The sequence below is a fragment of the Streptomyces sp. NPDC037126 genome (genome assembly GCF_055605965.1).
Genome location: NZ_JBVJTD010000002.1, coordinates 409412 through 422482, shown reverse-complemented (window position 1 = coordinate 422482; position 13071 = coordinate 409412). Strand labels below are relative to the sequence as shown.

Genomic DNA, 13071 nt, shown 5'->3' with positions numbered 1-13071 from the left:
CCCGGGGCGCCCTGCTCACGCGCCCCAGAGCGTCACGTACACCGGTGGCCGGAACCGGGAGGGCGGCACGCCCGCGCCGGGCGCCCGCATGATGCGGGTCGCCGCGGGCGTGTGCAGGAAGTGCAGGAACGCGTCGGTGGCAGGGGAGCGCAGCCCGGGCGGCAGGACGACGGCGTGCCAGGTGGCGTCGGACGGCGTCGCCGGGGTCTCCAGGATCCGCAGCTCCTCCCGCCGTACGCGGGGCGACACCAGGTGGGCCGGTGCCGGTGCCACCCCCGCGCCCTCGGCGGCGGCCGCCCAGGTCGCGGCCTGGTTGGGGAACACCCACACATGCCCCTCGGGCACCCCGAGCCGGCGCAGCAGCCGCCCGGAGTCCGCTTCCGGATCGGTCCCGGAGGAATCGACCAGCCACGACCACTGCGAGGGCGGACCCGGCGGCCGCGGCGACCGGGCGCCGGTCACCACGACCAGCTCGGCGCGGAAGAGGGGCTCGCTGACCAGTTCGCCCCTGCGGGCGGCGCCCGCGCACGGCCCGAGCCCGACGTCCGCGAGACGGTTCTCGACCAGCACGCGTCTCGCGCTGCCGGAGGCCACCCCGAACGAGGTCTCGGTCCGGCGCCCCGAACGGCAGGCGAAGGCCTCCACCAGGGACGGGAGCACGAACTCGGCCAGGGTGCTCGTCGCGACGACCCGCAGCTCGTCGGGCGCACCCCGCGCCGCCCGCACCGCCGCCTCGGCGTCCGCGTTCAGCGCGACCATCCGGGAGGCGACCGGCAGCAGCCGCGCCCCGGCGGGCGTCAGCCGCATCCCCCCGCCGGCGCGCCGGATGAGCGGGTCGCCGTAGTGGGTGCGCAGCGCGGTCAGTGCCTGCGACACCGCGGGCTCGCTCACGTCCAGCGTCCGCGCCGCCGCGCCCACCGAACCGAGGCGAGCGACGAGCACGAAGGTGCTGAGCTGCGTGACGGTCACGGGAAGATTTTCCCGCATTCGGGTGGATAAGTGAATGCTTATCCACCCATTGCACGGCCGGTGCGGGGAGGCGCAGCATCGCCTCAGCGACGGGCACGCGCGATCCAGGAGGGCCCGATGCAGGTTCCGGCTGCGTTCCAGTACGAGAGGGCCACCAGCGTCGAGCAGGCGATCGAACTGCTCACCCGGTACGGCCCCGAGGCGCGGGTGGTGGCGGGCGGGCACAGCCTGCTGCCCATGATGAAGCTGCGGCTGGCCCAGCCCGAGGCGCTGATCGACATCAACGGCCTCGGCGAGCTGGCGCTGATCCGGGTGGACGGGCACGACCTCGCCGTCGGAGCCATGGTCCGCCACGCCGAGCTGCTCGCCTCGCCGGTCGTCGGCGAGCACTTCCCCATCCTGCGGGACGCGGAACGGGTCATCGCCGACCCGCTCGTCCGCAACCGCGGCACGGTGGGCGGCTCGCTGTGCCAGGCCGACCCGTCGGAGGACCTGTCCGCCGCCTTCTCGGCGCTGCGGGCGACCCTCATCGCCCAGGGCCCGGGCGGCAGACGCGCCATCGGGATCAGGGAATTCTTCCTCGGCCCCTACGAGACCGCGCTGGACGAGGCCGAGCTCCTGGTGGAGATCCGCGTGCCCATCCGCTCGCACGCCAGCGCCTACCGCAAGGTCGAACGCCGGGTCGGCGACTGGGCGGTCGTCGCCGCGGGAGCGGTGCTGGAGATCTCCGACGGCCTCGTCGCGGAGGCCGGGATCGGGCTGACCGCGGTCGGCGCCCCACGGTTCGTGTCCGAGCGGGCCGAGGACTACCTGCGCGGCCGGCGGCCGGACGAGGAGAGCTTCGCCGAGGCGGGCCGGATCGCCGCCGAGGACTGCAGGCCGGCGGCCGACCAGCGCGGCCCGGTCGACTACAAACGGCATCTGGCCGGGGAACTGACCACACGGGCGCTGCGCGCCGCCGCCGCCCGCGCCCAGGGGCAGGAGGCGTGACATGCGGATCACCGTGACCGTGAACGGCGAGCAGCACACCAGCGACGTGGAGCCCAGGCTGCTCCTCGTGCACTTCCTGCGCGACGGACTCGGGCTCACCGGCACCCACTGGGGCTGCGACACCTCCAACTGCGGGGTGTGCACGGTCTGGCTGGACGGGACACCGGTCAAGTCCTGCACCGTGCTCGCGGTGATGGCCGACGGCCACGAGGTGCGGACCGTCGAGGGCCTCGCGCACGGCGCCGAACTCGATCCCGTGCAGCAGGGGTTCGTCGCCTGCCACGGGCTGCAGTGCGGCTTCTGCACGCCGGGGATGATGATGACCGCCCGCTGGCTGCTCGACCACGATCCGGACCCGTCCGAGGAGGACATCCGCGAGGCCGTCTCCGGACAGATGTGCCGCTGCACGGGCTACGAGAACATCGTGCGCTCAATCCGCTGGGCCGCCGAGCACGGCGGCGGGGAGCGGGCGGCCGACACGGCCACCGAGCCGGCGCCCGGCCGCGAGGAGGTGCGGGCATGACGACCACCGAGGAACGGCCGGTCGGATTCGGCCGGATGCCCCGCAAGGAGGACGCGCGGTTCGTCCGCGGCCACGGCACCTACGTCGACGACGTGACCCTGCCCGGGATGCTGTACGGCGCGGTCCTGCGCAGCCCGCTGGCGCACGCCCGGATCGTGTCCGTCGACACCACCGCCGCCGAGGCGCACCCGAAGGTCAGGGCCGTGATCACCGGCGAGACCCTGGCCGGACTCGGGCTCGCCTGGATGCCCACCCTCTCGTACGACACGCAGGCCGTGCTCGCCACCGACAAGGTGCGTTTCCAGGGCCAGGAGGTCGCCTTCGTCGTCGCCGAGGACCGCTACGCGGCCCGGGACGCCCTCGAACTGATCGACGTCGAGTACGAACCGCTCCCCGTGGTCGTCGACGCCCGCCGGGCGCTCGATCCGGACGCGCCGCTGATCCGCGACGACAAGGACGAGCAGAGCGACAACCACATCTTCGACTGGTCCGCGGGTGACGAGCAGCGCACCGACGAGGTCTTCGCGGCCGCCGACGTCGTGGTGGAGCAGGACATGCTCTACCCACGGGTGCACCCGGCGCCGCTGGAGACCTGCGGCACCGTGGCCGACATGGACGCCATCACCGGAAAGCTGACGGTGTGGTCCACCACCCAGGCCCCGCACGCCCACCGCACGATCTACGCGATGGTGGCCGGCATCCCGGAGCACAAGATCCGGATCATCTCCCCGGACATCGGGGGCGGTTTCGGCAACAAGGTCGGCATCTACCCCGGCTACGTGTGCGCCGTCGTCGGCTCGATCGTCACCGGCAAACCGGTGAAGTGGATGGAGGACCGCTCGGAGAACCTGATGAGCACCTCCTTCGCCCGCGACTACCACATGCACGGCGAGATCGCGGCGACGAGGGACGGGAAGATCCTGGGCCTGCGCGTCCAAGTGATCGCCGACCACGGCGCGTTCAACGCCACCGCACAGCCGACGCAGTTCCCGGCCGGCTTCTTCGGCGTCTTCACCGGCTCGTACGACCTGGCCGCCGCGCACTGCGCCGTGACCGGCGTCTACACCAACAAGGCGCCCGGCGGCGTCGCCTACGCCTGCTCGTTCCGCGTCACCGAGGCCGTGTACCTGGTGGAGCGGATGGTCAATGTGCTCGCGGACCGGCTCGGCACCGACCCGGCCGAGCTGCGGATGCGCAACCTGCTGCGCCCCGAGCAGTTCCCGTACGACACCCGGACGGGCTGGGAGTACGACTCCGGCGACTACCCGCGCGCCCTGCGCCTCGCCATGGACATCGCGCACTATGACGACCTGCGCCGGGAGCAGGCCGAGAAGCGCGAGCGGGGCGAGCTGATGGGCGTCGGGATCAGCTTCTTCACCGAGGCCGTCGGCGCGGGCCCCCGCAAGCACATGGACATCCTCGGACTGGGCATGGCCGACGGCGCCGAACTGCGGGTCCACCCGACCGGCAAGGCCGTCCTGCGGATCTCCGTGCAGACCCAGGGGCAGGGCCACGAGACGACGTTCGCGCAGATCGTCTCCGAGGAACTGGGCATCCCTGTCGAGGACGTCGAGGTGGTGCACGGCGACACCGACCAGACCCCGTTCGGGCTCGGCACCTACGGTTCCCGCTCGACGCCGGTGTCCGGAGCCGCCGCCGCGATGGTCGCCCGCAAGGTGCGCGAACGCGCGAGGATCGTCGCCTCCGCGATGCTCGAAGTGAGCCCGGACGACCTGGAATGGGAGAAGGGCCGCTGGTACGTCACCGGCGATCCCGACCAGGGACGGACCATGGCCGAGATCGCGCTCGCCGCGCACTCCAGCCTGGAGCTGCCGGAGGGCGTCGAGGGCCACCTGGACGCGACCTGCGTCTACAACCCGCCGAACCTGACCTTCCCGTTCGGCGCGTACATCTGCGTCGCCGACGTGGACGCGGCCACCGGCCAGGTGAAGGTCCGCCGGTTCGTCGCCGTGGACGACTGCGGCAACCGGATCAATCCCATGATCGTCGAGGGGCAGGTGCACGGCGGACTCGCCGACGGCCTCGGCATGGCGCTCATGCAGGTGATCGCCTTCGACGAGGAGGGCAACTGCCTCGGCGGGTCGTTCATGGACTACCTCCTGCCCACCTCGGTCGAGTGCCCCTCCTGGGAACTGGGCGAGACCGTCACGCCCTCCCCGCACCACCCCCTCGGCGCCAAGGGCGTCGGTGAGTCCGCCACGGTCGGCTCGCCCGCCGCGGTGGTCAACGCCGTCGTCGACGCGCTGAAGCCGCTCGGCGTCCACCACGTCGACATGCCGCTGACGCCCGCGGCGGTGTGGCGGGCCGCCCAGGGCCGGCCGCTGCGCACGGACCTGGCGATCACCTGAGGCGCCCGCGATGACGAACACCGAACTGCTGACCCGGGCGGACGTGCTCCGGCACGGCCGAACCCCGTTCGTCCTGGCCACCGTCGTCCACGCGGAGCGGCCGACGAGCGCCAAGCCCGGGGACAGCGCGCTGGTGCTGCCCGACGGCACCGTCGAGGGCTTCGTGGGCGGCACCTGCGCCGAGACGACGGTGCAACTGCAGGGCCTGCGGGTGCTGCAGACCGGCGAGTCGCTGCTGCTGAGGATCACGCCCGGCGCCCGGAGCGTGCCCGACGGCGCGCAGGTGCCGGGCGAGGGCCTGGTCACGGTCGCCAACCCCTGTCTGTCGGGCGGGACGCTCGACATCTTCCTGGAGGCCAACCTGCCCCCGGCGCTCGCGTACGTGTACGGCCACGCGCCCGTCGCCCGCGCCCTGCTCGACGTCGGCCGCGCGCTCGGGCTCGACGCCCGGCCGGCCGCGCCTGGGGAGCCGCTGCCACCCGATCTGGACATCGTCGTCGTCGCCACCCACGGCCGCGACGAGGAGACCGTGCTGACCGGGGCGGCGCGCGCCGGGGTGCCGTACATCGGGCTGGTGGCCAGCCCGAAGCGCGGCGCCGCGGTGCTCGGCGGGCTCGGCCTCACCGAGGAGCAACGCGCGCGCGTCCACACCCCGGCAGGACTCGACATCGGCGCGCGGACGCCGGGGGAGATCGCGCTGTCGGTGTACGCCGAGATCACCGCACTGCGGCCGAGAGCGGACCGGACCATGCGCCCCGAGGCCGGGCCGGCCGCGCCACGGGCCGCGGCCGAAGGCGTGGACCCCGTGTGCGGCATGACCGTGGCGATCACGCCGGCCACCCTCACCCTGGACCGGGCCGGCACCACGGTGTACTTCTGCGGGCCGGGGTGCCAGCACGCCTTCGCCGACGACCCCTCCCGCTACGCGCATGACTGACCCCGACCCCCTCGTACCCGACGTCCCGGCCCTGCGCTCGCGTCTCGACACGGCCGGCTACCTGGCCGACGACGCCCTGGCCACGGCGCTGCTGCTGGCCGTGCGCATGCGGCAGCCGATCCTGCTGGAGGGCGAGCCCGGGGTCGGCAAGACCGAGGCGGCCCGCGCGCTCGCCGCCGTGCTGGACACCCCGCTGATCCGGCTCCAGTGCTACGAGGGGCTGTCCTCCGCCGAGGCGCTCTACGAGTGGAACTACCCACGGCAGCTCCTGGCCATCCGGCTGGCCGAGTCCCGTGGCGAACCCCTGCGGGACGCCGACCTGTTCACCGATGACTATCTGCTGCCCCGGCCGCTGTTCGCCGCGATCTGCCACCCGGGACCGCGTCCCGCGGTGCTGCTCATCGACGAAGTGGACCGCGCCGACGACGAGTTCGAGGCGTTCCTGCTGGAACTGCTCGCCGACGCCGCGGTCACCGTCCCCGAACTCGGCACCCGCAGGGCCGTGGTGGCGCCGGTGGCCGTACTGACCTCCAACCGCACCCGGGACCTGCACGACGCGCTCAAACGCCGCTGCCTCTACCACTGGATCGGCTACCCGGACACCGCACGGGTCGCCGCGATCATCCGCAGACGGGTGCCGGAGTCGGCCGAGTGGCTGGCCGTACGCGTGGCGCGCGGGGTGGGACGCCTGCGCGCCCGGCAGGACCTCACCAAGCCGCCCGGCATCGCCGAGGCGATCGACTGGGCGGCCGCGCTGCACACCCTGGGGCTCCCCGCCCTCGACACCGACGCCGCCGACCGCACCCTGGGCGCGGTCCTCAAGTACGCCGAGGACATGGACGCCGTACGCCGCACCGGCCTGGACGAACTGGTCGACGCGGAGGCGGGTCCGGATGGCTGATCTGCCGGAGTTGGCCGGGTCGTTCGCCGCTGCTCTGCGCGACGCGGGGGTCCCGGTGGGGCCCGAGCGGACGCGGAGCTTCGTCCGGGCGGTCACCCTGCTCGCGCCGGTGACGACGCGCGAGCTGCGGCACTGCGCGCTCGCCACCCTGGTCTCCGGCCGCGAGCAGATCGAGCCGTTCGACGCCGTCTTCCGTGAGGTGTTCGGCTGGCCGTCCGACCACGGAGCACGGCGCGGGCAGCCCGGCGACCCGAGCCGGTCGCCGCCGACCGCCGTGCGCGGCCGTGTCCCCGGCACCCGGAGCGACACCGCGGACGGGCGCGGCAGGGACGCGGGCGCGGAGCCGCGGGAAGCGCCCGTACCCTTCGTCGCCAGTCCGCTCGACCGGCTCGCCGGCCGCGACTTCGCGCAGCTCTCCGCCGAGGAACTGGCGCGGCTCACCGAGGTGATGCGCACCCTCGTGCTGCGCACCCCCACCCGGCCGTCCCGCCGCCGCCGCGCGGCGCGCCACGGCGCCCGGACCGACGTGCGCCGCACCCTCTCCGCCGCCCGCCGCACCGGCGGACACCCGCTGCGGCTGCACCGCTTCGAGAACCGCACCCGCCCCCGCGACCTCGTCGTGCTCTGCGACATCTCCGGGTCGATGGAGCCGTACGCCCGCGCGATGCTGCAACTGCTCTACTGCGCCGCCCGCGCCACCCGCGCCGAGGTCTTCACCTTCGCCACCCGGCTCACCCGCCTCACGCCCGTCCTCCGGCGGGCCGGGCCGGACGACGCCCTGGCACGGGCCGGCCGGGCGGCCCCGGACTGGTCGGGCGGCACCCGGATCGCGGACTGCCTGGCGGAGTTCAACGAACGGTTCGGCAGGCGGGGCATGGCGCGCGGCGCCGTCGTCGCCATCGTCTCCGACGGCTGGGACACCGGCCCGCCCGCCGACCTCACCACCCAGATGGCGCGGCTGTCCCGGGTCGCCTATCGCGTCATATGGGTCAACCCCCGTACGGCGAGCCCCCGTTACCGTCCGCTCGTGGCCGGCATGGCCGCGGCGCTGCCGTACTGCGACGCCGTCGTCAGCGCCCACAGCCTCGCGGCCCTCGGCGAGTTCACCGCCGTCCTGTCCGCCCCGCGCAACCGCCGCTGACCGCGCCGCTGCCCCGCCGCGCGGAACCGGGTGGAGGTCAGACGACCGCCGGGTCCTGGTCCTGTTCGACCATGGCGATCTCGGCCTCGTGCTCGCTCTTGCCGCCCAGGGAGAGCGCCGTGGTGACCGCGCAGGCCGGCGCGGCGACCGCGACGATCAGGAAGCCCAGCGAGTAGCCGTGGTCCAGCGCGGTGACCGCGTGCGGGGCGGCCTTGGCGAAGGGCACGGACGGCGGCACCGAGTTGGCCGCCACCGGGCCCGCGCCCTCCGCCTCCGCCCTGACGGCCGACAGCGAGGAGTCGGCGTCGACCGCCTTGAAGAACATCCCGACCACGGTGACCGCCGAGCCCGCGAGTCGGTGCTGCGCACGCCCCGGACGCGCTTCAGACGGAATCGGCCGGTGCGAGGGCCTGTACGTCCTCGTCGACGAGCAGCCGGGCGCCGGTCGCTGCCCGTACCTCCCCGACGGTGACGCTCGGAGCGGTCTCGACCAGCCGCAGCCCCTCGGCGGTGACGTCGATGACGGCCAGGTCGGTGACGATCCGGTCCACCACACGGCGTCCCGTGGCGGGAAGACCCAGCTCCTCCACGATCTTGGGGGTGCCGTCCTTGGCGACGTGCTCCATCACGACCAGCAGCCTGCGGGCGCCGTGGACCAGGTCCATCGCGCCGCCCATGCCCTTGACCATCCTGCCGGGGATCATCCAGCTCGCCAGGTCACCGCGGGCCGACACCTGCATGGCGCCGAGCACGGAGACGTCGATCCGGCCGGCCCGGATCATGCCGAAGGAGAGGGCCGAGTCGAAGTAGGCGGTGCCCGCGACGGTGGTCACCGTCTCCTTCCCGGCGTTGATCAGATCCGGGTGCTCCTCGCCGTCGTACGGGTAGGGGCCGACACCCAGGACGCCGTTCTCCGAGTGCAGCACCACGTGCACCCCGTCCGGCAGATGGCCGGGGATCAGGGTGGGCAGGCCGATGCCCAGGTTGACGTACTGGCCGTCGCGCAGCTCCCGGGCGGCGCGGGCGGCGAGCTGGTCGCGGTCGAGCGGCATGGTCACTTCTCCTCGGAGTCGGTGCCCGTGAAGGCTGCTGCGGCGCCGGTGCGCGCCGGGCGCACGGTGCGGCGCTCGATGCGCTTGTCCAGCGACGCGTCGGCGGCGACCACCCGGTCCACGTACACGCCCGGCAGATGGACGGCGTCCGGCGGCAGTTCACCGGCGTCCACGATGCGTTCGGCCTCCACCACGGTCACGCGTCCCGCCATCGCGCACAGCGGGTTGAAGTTGCGGGCCGCCGCGTGGAAGACGCAGTTGCCGTGCCGGTCGGCGACCGCGGCCCGCACCAGGCCGAAGTCCGCGGTGATGGCTTCCTCCAGCAGATGGCGCCGCCCGCCGAACTCCCTCGTCTCCTTGGGCGGTGAGGCCACCGCGACGCCCCCGTCGGAGGTGTGGCGCCAGGGCAGGCCGCCCTCCTCGACCTGGGTGCCCACCCCCGCCGGGGTGTAGAACGCGGGGATGCCGGTGCCGCCCGCCCGCAGCCGCTCGGCGAGGGTGCCCTGCGGCGTCAGCTCCACCTCCAGCTCGCCGGACAGGTACCGACGGGCGAACTCCTTGTTCTCACCGACGTAGGAAGAGGTCATCCGGGCGATCCGGCCGGTCCGCAGCAGCAGTCCCAGACCCCAGTCGTCCACACCGCAGTTGTTGGACACGATCCGCAGGCCGGACACGCTCGTCCCGGCCAGCGCGGCGATCAGCGTCGACGGGATGCCGCACAGGCCGAACCCGCCCACCGCGAGGGTCGCGCCGTCGGGTACGTCCGCCACCGCCTCCGTGGCCTCGGCCACCACTTTGTCCATGCTCTTCGCTCTTCCTTCCCCACCGGGGTCCGTTCCGTGCTCCTCACCCTTGCCGCGCCGGACGCCTCCGGCCATGTGTGCCGGTGCCATGACCGGGCCCCGAAGTGCGGTGTCCGACAACATGCCGCCCCGCGCACGGCGCTCCTATCGTTCCGGCCATCACGCGCCACACCGTCAGGAGCCGCTCATCATGCGTACCGGTGTCACGAACCCCCTGAGAAGCAGATCAGTCCGCGCGCTCACGCTCGTCGCCATCGGTGCCCTGGTCGCGGGCTGTTCCTCGGCCGGCACCGCCGGCACCGCGTCCGCCGGCGCGGAAGGCAGGACGGCCCCCGTGAAGGTGGGGCTCGTGTACTCGCGCAGCGGACTGCTCGCCGCCTACGGCAAGCAGTACGAGCAGGGCTTCAAGGCGGGCCTGGCCTATGCGACACACGGGACGGACAAGGCCGGCGGCCACCCCGTCCAGGTCACCGAACAGGACGACGCGGGCGATCCGGCGAAGGCCGTCGCCGCGGCCAAGACCCTCGTGGGCCAGGGCTGCAAGATCCTCGCCGGCACCACCGACTCCGGTGTGGCACTGCAGATGGCGCCGCTGGCCGCGCAGAACAAGGTGCTGTACGTCAGCGGCCCCGCCGCCACCGACGCGCTCACCGGCGTCAACACCTACACCTTCCGCTCGGGCCGGCAGTCGTACCAGGACATCCTCGCCGCCGGGACCCTGCTGGGCGACGCCAAGGGCAAGAAGGTCACCGTGCTCGCCCAGAACTCGGCGTTCGGACAGGCCAACGTGGCCGCCGTGAAGGCCGTCCTCGGTGCGAAGGGCGCGAAGGTCGGCTCCGTGCTGGCCCCGCCGAGCGCCACCGACCTCACGCCCTTCGCCCGCCAGACCAGGTCCGGCAAGCCGGACCTGGTGTTCGTCGCCTGGGCGGGCTCCACCGCACCCGCGCTGTGGACCGCGCTCGACCAGCAGGGCGTGCTGGACGCCGGCAAGGCCGTCACCGGACTCGCGGGCACCGCCTCGTACCCGATCTTCGGCCCGGCCGGGTCCAAGGTCGCCTTCCTCGCGCACTACTTCCCGGGCGCCGGTGGCGGCACCCCCGTGGAGAAGGCCATGCTCGACGGCATCACCAAGGCCGGCGGAACCCCCGACCTGTTCAGCCCCGACGGCTTCACCGCCGCCCAGATGATCGTGCACGCGATCGAGTCCGGCAGCGCCACCGACACCGCGGCCATGGTCAGGGCGCTGGAGGGCTGGAGCTTCGACGGGCCCAAGGGCAAGGAGCAGATCCGCGCGTCCGACCACGCCCTGCTGCAGCCGATGTTCACGGCCCGGCTCAAGGGCAGCGGCGGCACCGCCGAGCCCGAGTTGATCGACAGCATCCCGATGACGGCGGTCGCACCCCCGGTCGCCAAGACGGCGGGCTGAGATGTCCTCCTCGAACACGACGTCACCGGGCGCCGCGGGCACTCCGGACGCGGGCGAGGCTCCGGGCGCCATGGGCACTCCGGACGCGGGGGAGGCCCGTACCTCCCCGGCGCCCGTGCTCAGGCTGCGCGGCCTCGGCTGGACGGTCGGCGGCGCGACCATCCTCGACTCCGTCTCCCTCGACGTCCGCGAAGGCGAGTTCCTGGCCTTCATCGGCCCCAACGGCGCCGGCAAGACCTCCCTGTTCAACCTGGTCAGCGGCCTCAGCCCGGCCTCCCGGGGGACGATCGAACTGGACGGCCGCGACATCACCGCGCTGGCCGCCTACGCCCGGGCCCGGCGCGGACTCGGCCGCACCTTCCAGACCTCCAGCCTGTGGCCGGGCATGACGGTCGCCGAGCACGTGGGGCTCGCGGCACAGGCCGCCGACGGCGGCTCGTACCGGGTCTGGCGCCGGGCCGGCACCTACACCCGGCAGGTCGACCGGGTGCTCACCCGCACCCAGCTCACCCACCGCGCCGGCACCTGCGCCGAGGCCCTCTCGCACGGCGAGAAGCGGAAGCTCGAACTCGCGGTCCTGCTCGTCGGCGAGCCCCGGCTGATGCTGCTGGACGAGCCGATGGCGGGCGTGAGCGCCGAGGAGGTGCCCGCGCTGACCGAACTCATCCGCTCGCTGCACAAGGAGGAGGGCCGCACCGTGCTCATGGTCGAGCACCACATGGACGTGCTGCTGGACCTCGCCGACCGGCTGGCCGTGATGCACCACGGCACTCTGCTGGCGCTGGACACCCCGCGGGCCGTGATGGCCGACCCCACCGTGCAGCAGGCCTACCTCGGGGAGGAGCTGTGAGCCCCGCCCCGGAGCCCCTGCTCACCGTGCGCGACCTGCGGGTCGTGATCGGGGGCAGGCACATCCTGCACGGTGTCGACCTGGAGGTGGCCCCCTCCGGCACCACCGCGCTGCTGGGCCGCAACGGAGCCGGCAAGACGACCACCGTACGGGGCATCCTCGGCCTGGTCCCGCGCACCGGCAGCGTCCTGCTGGCCGGGGAGGAGACGGTGCGGCTGGCCACCCACGCCCTGGTACGCCGGGGCATCGGCTACGCCCCCGAGGACCGCGGTGTCTTCGCCAGCCTCACGGTGGCCGAGAACCTGCGTCTCGCGGAACGGCCGGGCGCCGGCGAACCGGCCTACGACCTGGTGTACGAGCTGTTCCCGGAGCTGCGGCGACGGGCCCGGCAGGCCGCCGGCACCCTGTCCGGCGGTCAGCAGCAGATGGTCGCCATCGCCCGGACCCTGCTGTGCGGCAACCGGCTGATCATCGCCGACGAACCCACCAAGGGCCTCGCGCCCAAGGTGGTCACCGAGGTCGCCCGGGTGCTGGAGCGCGCCGCCGAGGCGGTGCCGGTGCTGCTGGTGGAGCAGAACCTCGCCGTGGTGCGCCGCCTCGCCCGCCACTGCGTCGTCCTCGCCGACGGCCGCACCGCACACCGGGGCCCCACCGCCGACCTGCTCACCGACCCCGAGGCCTCCCGCCGCCTACTGGGCGTCGGCCACGGCGGACTTGGCCAGGGCGGCCCCGGCCAGGGCGGACCTGGCCACTGCGGACCCGGCACCGGCGGGACCGGCCTCGGCGACCTCGGCCCGGGCGTGAGCGGCCTCGACGGCACCGGCTGCGACGGCACCGATCCCGGCGGAACCGGCCCCGGCCACGGCGGACTTGGCCAGGGCGGCCCCGGCCAGGGCGGACCTGGCCACTGCGGACCCGGCACCGGCGGGACCGGCCTCGGCGGCCCCGGCCCGGGCGTGAGCGGCCTCGACGGCACCGGCTGCGACGGCACCGATCCCGGCGGAACCGGCCCCGACCACGGCGGACTTGGCCAGGGCGGCCCCGGCCAGGGCGGACCTGGCCACTGCGGACCCGGCACCGGCGGGACCGGCCTCGGCGGCCCCGGCCCGG

Annotated in this window: 12 protein-coding genes and 1 pseudogene; 9 read left to right on the top strand and 4 right to left on the bottom strand. The window is 74.0% G+C overall.

Translation table 11 applies throughout. The features are described from left to right. Positions 1 to 15: 15 nt before the first annotated feature. On the bottom strand, positions 16 to 969 hold the full coding sequence (locus ACZ7FF_RS06880; RefSeq protein WP_470810108.1) for a LysR family transcriptional regulator: 954 nt from the start codon (positions 967 to 969) through the stop codon (positions 16 to 18). A 117-nt stretch (positions 970 to 1086) separates the two neighbouring features. On the opposite strand from ACZ7FF_RS06880, the gene ACZ7FF_RS06875 reads away from it, so the two are divergent. From ACZ7FF_RS06875 to ACZ7FF_RS06850, 6 genes are read left to right on the top strand one after another with little or no spacing between them, the layout of a single operon-like run. Beyond that, entirely contained in the window at positions 1087 to 1959 is an 873-nt protein-coding gene (locus ACZ7FF_RS06875; RefSeq protein WP_470810106.1) for an FAD binding domain-containing protein, read from the top strand. Position 1960: 1 nt separating this feature from the next. After that, positions 1961 to 2482, top strand: a complete 522-nt coding sequence (locus ACZ7FF_RS06870; protein ID WP_470810104.1) for a (2Fe-2S)-binding protein — start codon at positions 1961 to 1963, stop codon at positions 2480 to 2482. After that, entirely contained in the window at positions 2479 to 4851 is a 2373-nt protein-coding gene (locus ACZ7FF_RS06865) for an aerobic carbon-monoxide dehydrogenase large subunit (protein WP_470810103.1), read from the top strand. The genes ACZ7FF_RS06870 and ACZ7FF_RS06865 overlap by 4 nt, the downstream gene beginning before the upstream one ends. 10 nt (positions 4852 to 4861) lie before the next feature. After that, positions 4862 to 5788, top strand: coding sequence for an XdhC family protein (locus ACZ7FF_RS06860; RefSeq protein ID WP_470810101.1), 927 nt, complete (start codon positions 4862 to 4864; stop codon positions 5786 to 5788). Beyond that, positions 5781 to 6689: an AAA family ATPase gene (locus ACZ7FF_RS06855; protein WP_470810100.1), complete on the top strand. Its 909-nt coding sequence runs from the start codon at positions 5781 to 5783 to the stop codon at positions 6687 to 6689. Before ACZ7FF_RS06860 ends, ACZ7FF_RS06855 begins: the two co-directional genes overlap by 8 nt. After that, on the top strand, positions 6682 to 7830 hold the full coding sequence (locus ACZ7FF_RS06850) for a vWA domain-containing protein (RefSeq protein WP_470810099.1): 1149 nt from the start codon (positions 6682 to 6684) through the stop codon (positions 7828 to 7830). Before ACZ7FF_RS06855 ends, ACZ7FF_RS06850 begins: the two co-directional genes overlap by 8 nt. 37 nt (positions 7831 to 7867) lie before the next feature. Here ACZ7FF_RS06850 and ACZ7FF_RS06845 read toward each other — a convergent pair whose 3' ends face one another. The 3 genes from ACZ7FF_RS06845 to ACZ7FF_RS06835 are packed head-to-tail and all read right to left on the bottom strand — an operon-like array spanning position 7868 to position 9685. Then, a complete protein-coding gene (locus tag ACZ7FF_RS06845; RefSeq protein WP_470810097.1) occupies positions 7868 to 8155 on the bottom strand; it encodes a hypothetical protein in 288 nt (95 codons plus the stop codon). A gap of 58 nt (positions 8156 to 8213) precedes the next feature. Continuing rightward, positions 8214 to 8882 (bottom strand): 3-oxoacid CoA-transferase subunit B, encoded by a 669-nt coding sequence (locus ACZ7FF_RS06840; protein ID WP_470810095.1) that lies wholly within the window; start codon positions 8880 to 8882, stop codon positions 8214 to 8216. 2 nt (positions 8883 to 8884) lie between these two features. After that, entirely contained in the window at positions 8885 to 9685 is an 801-nt protein-coding gene (locus tag ACZ7FF_RS06835; protein WP_470810094.1) for a CoA transferase subunit A, read from the bottom strand. Positions 9686 to 9875: 190 nt separating this feature from the next. Between ACZ7FF_RS06835 and ACZ7FF_RS06830 the strand changes: the two genes are divergently transcribed. From ACZ7FF_RS06830 to ACZ7FF_RS06820, 3 genes and pseudogenes are all read left to right on the top strand, one after another. Beyond that, positions 9876 to 11111, top strand: coding sequence for a substrate-binding domain-containing protein (locus ACZ7FF_RS06830; protein ID WP_470810092.1), 1236 nt, complete (start codon positions 9876 to 9878; stop codon positions 11109 to 11111). A gap of 70 nt (positions 11112 to 11181) precedes the next feature. Beyond that, positions 11182 to 11961, top strand: a complete 780-nt coding sequence (locus ACZ7FF_RS06825; protein WP_470810589.1) for an ABC transporter ATP-binding protein — start codon at positions 11182 to 11184, stop codon at positions 11959 to 11961. Between the two features lie 26 nt (positions 11962 to 11987). Beyond that, positions 11988 to 12677, top strand: a pseudogene (locus ACZ7FF_RS06820) (ABC transporter ATP-binding protein); the annotation flags it as partial. Between the last annotated feature and the right edge of the window lie 394 nt (positions 12678 to 13071).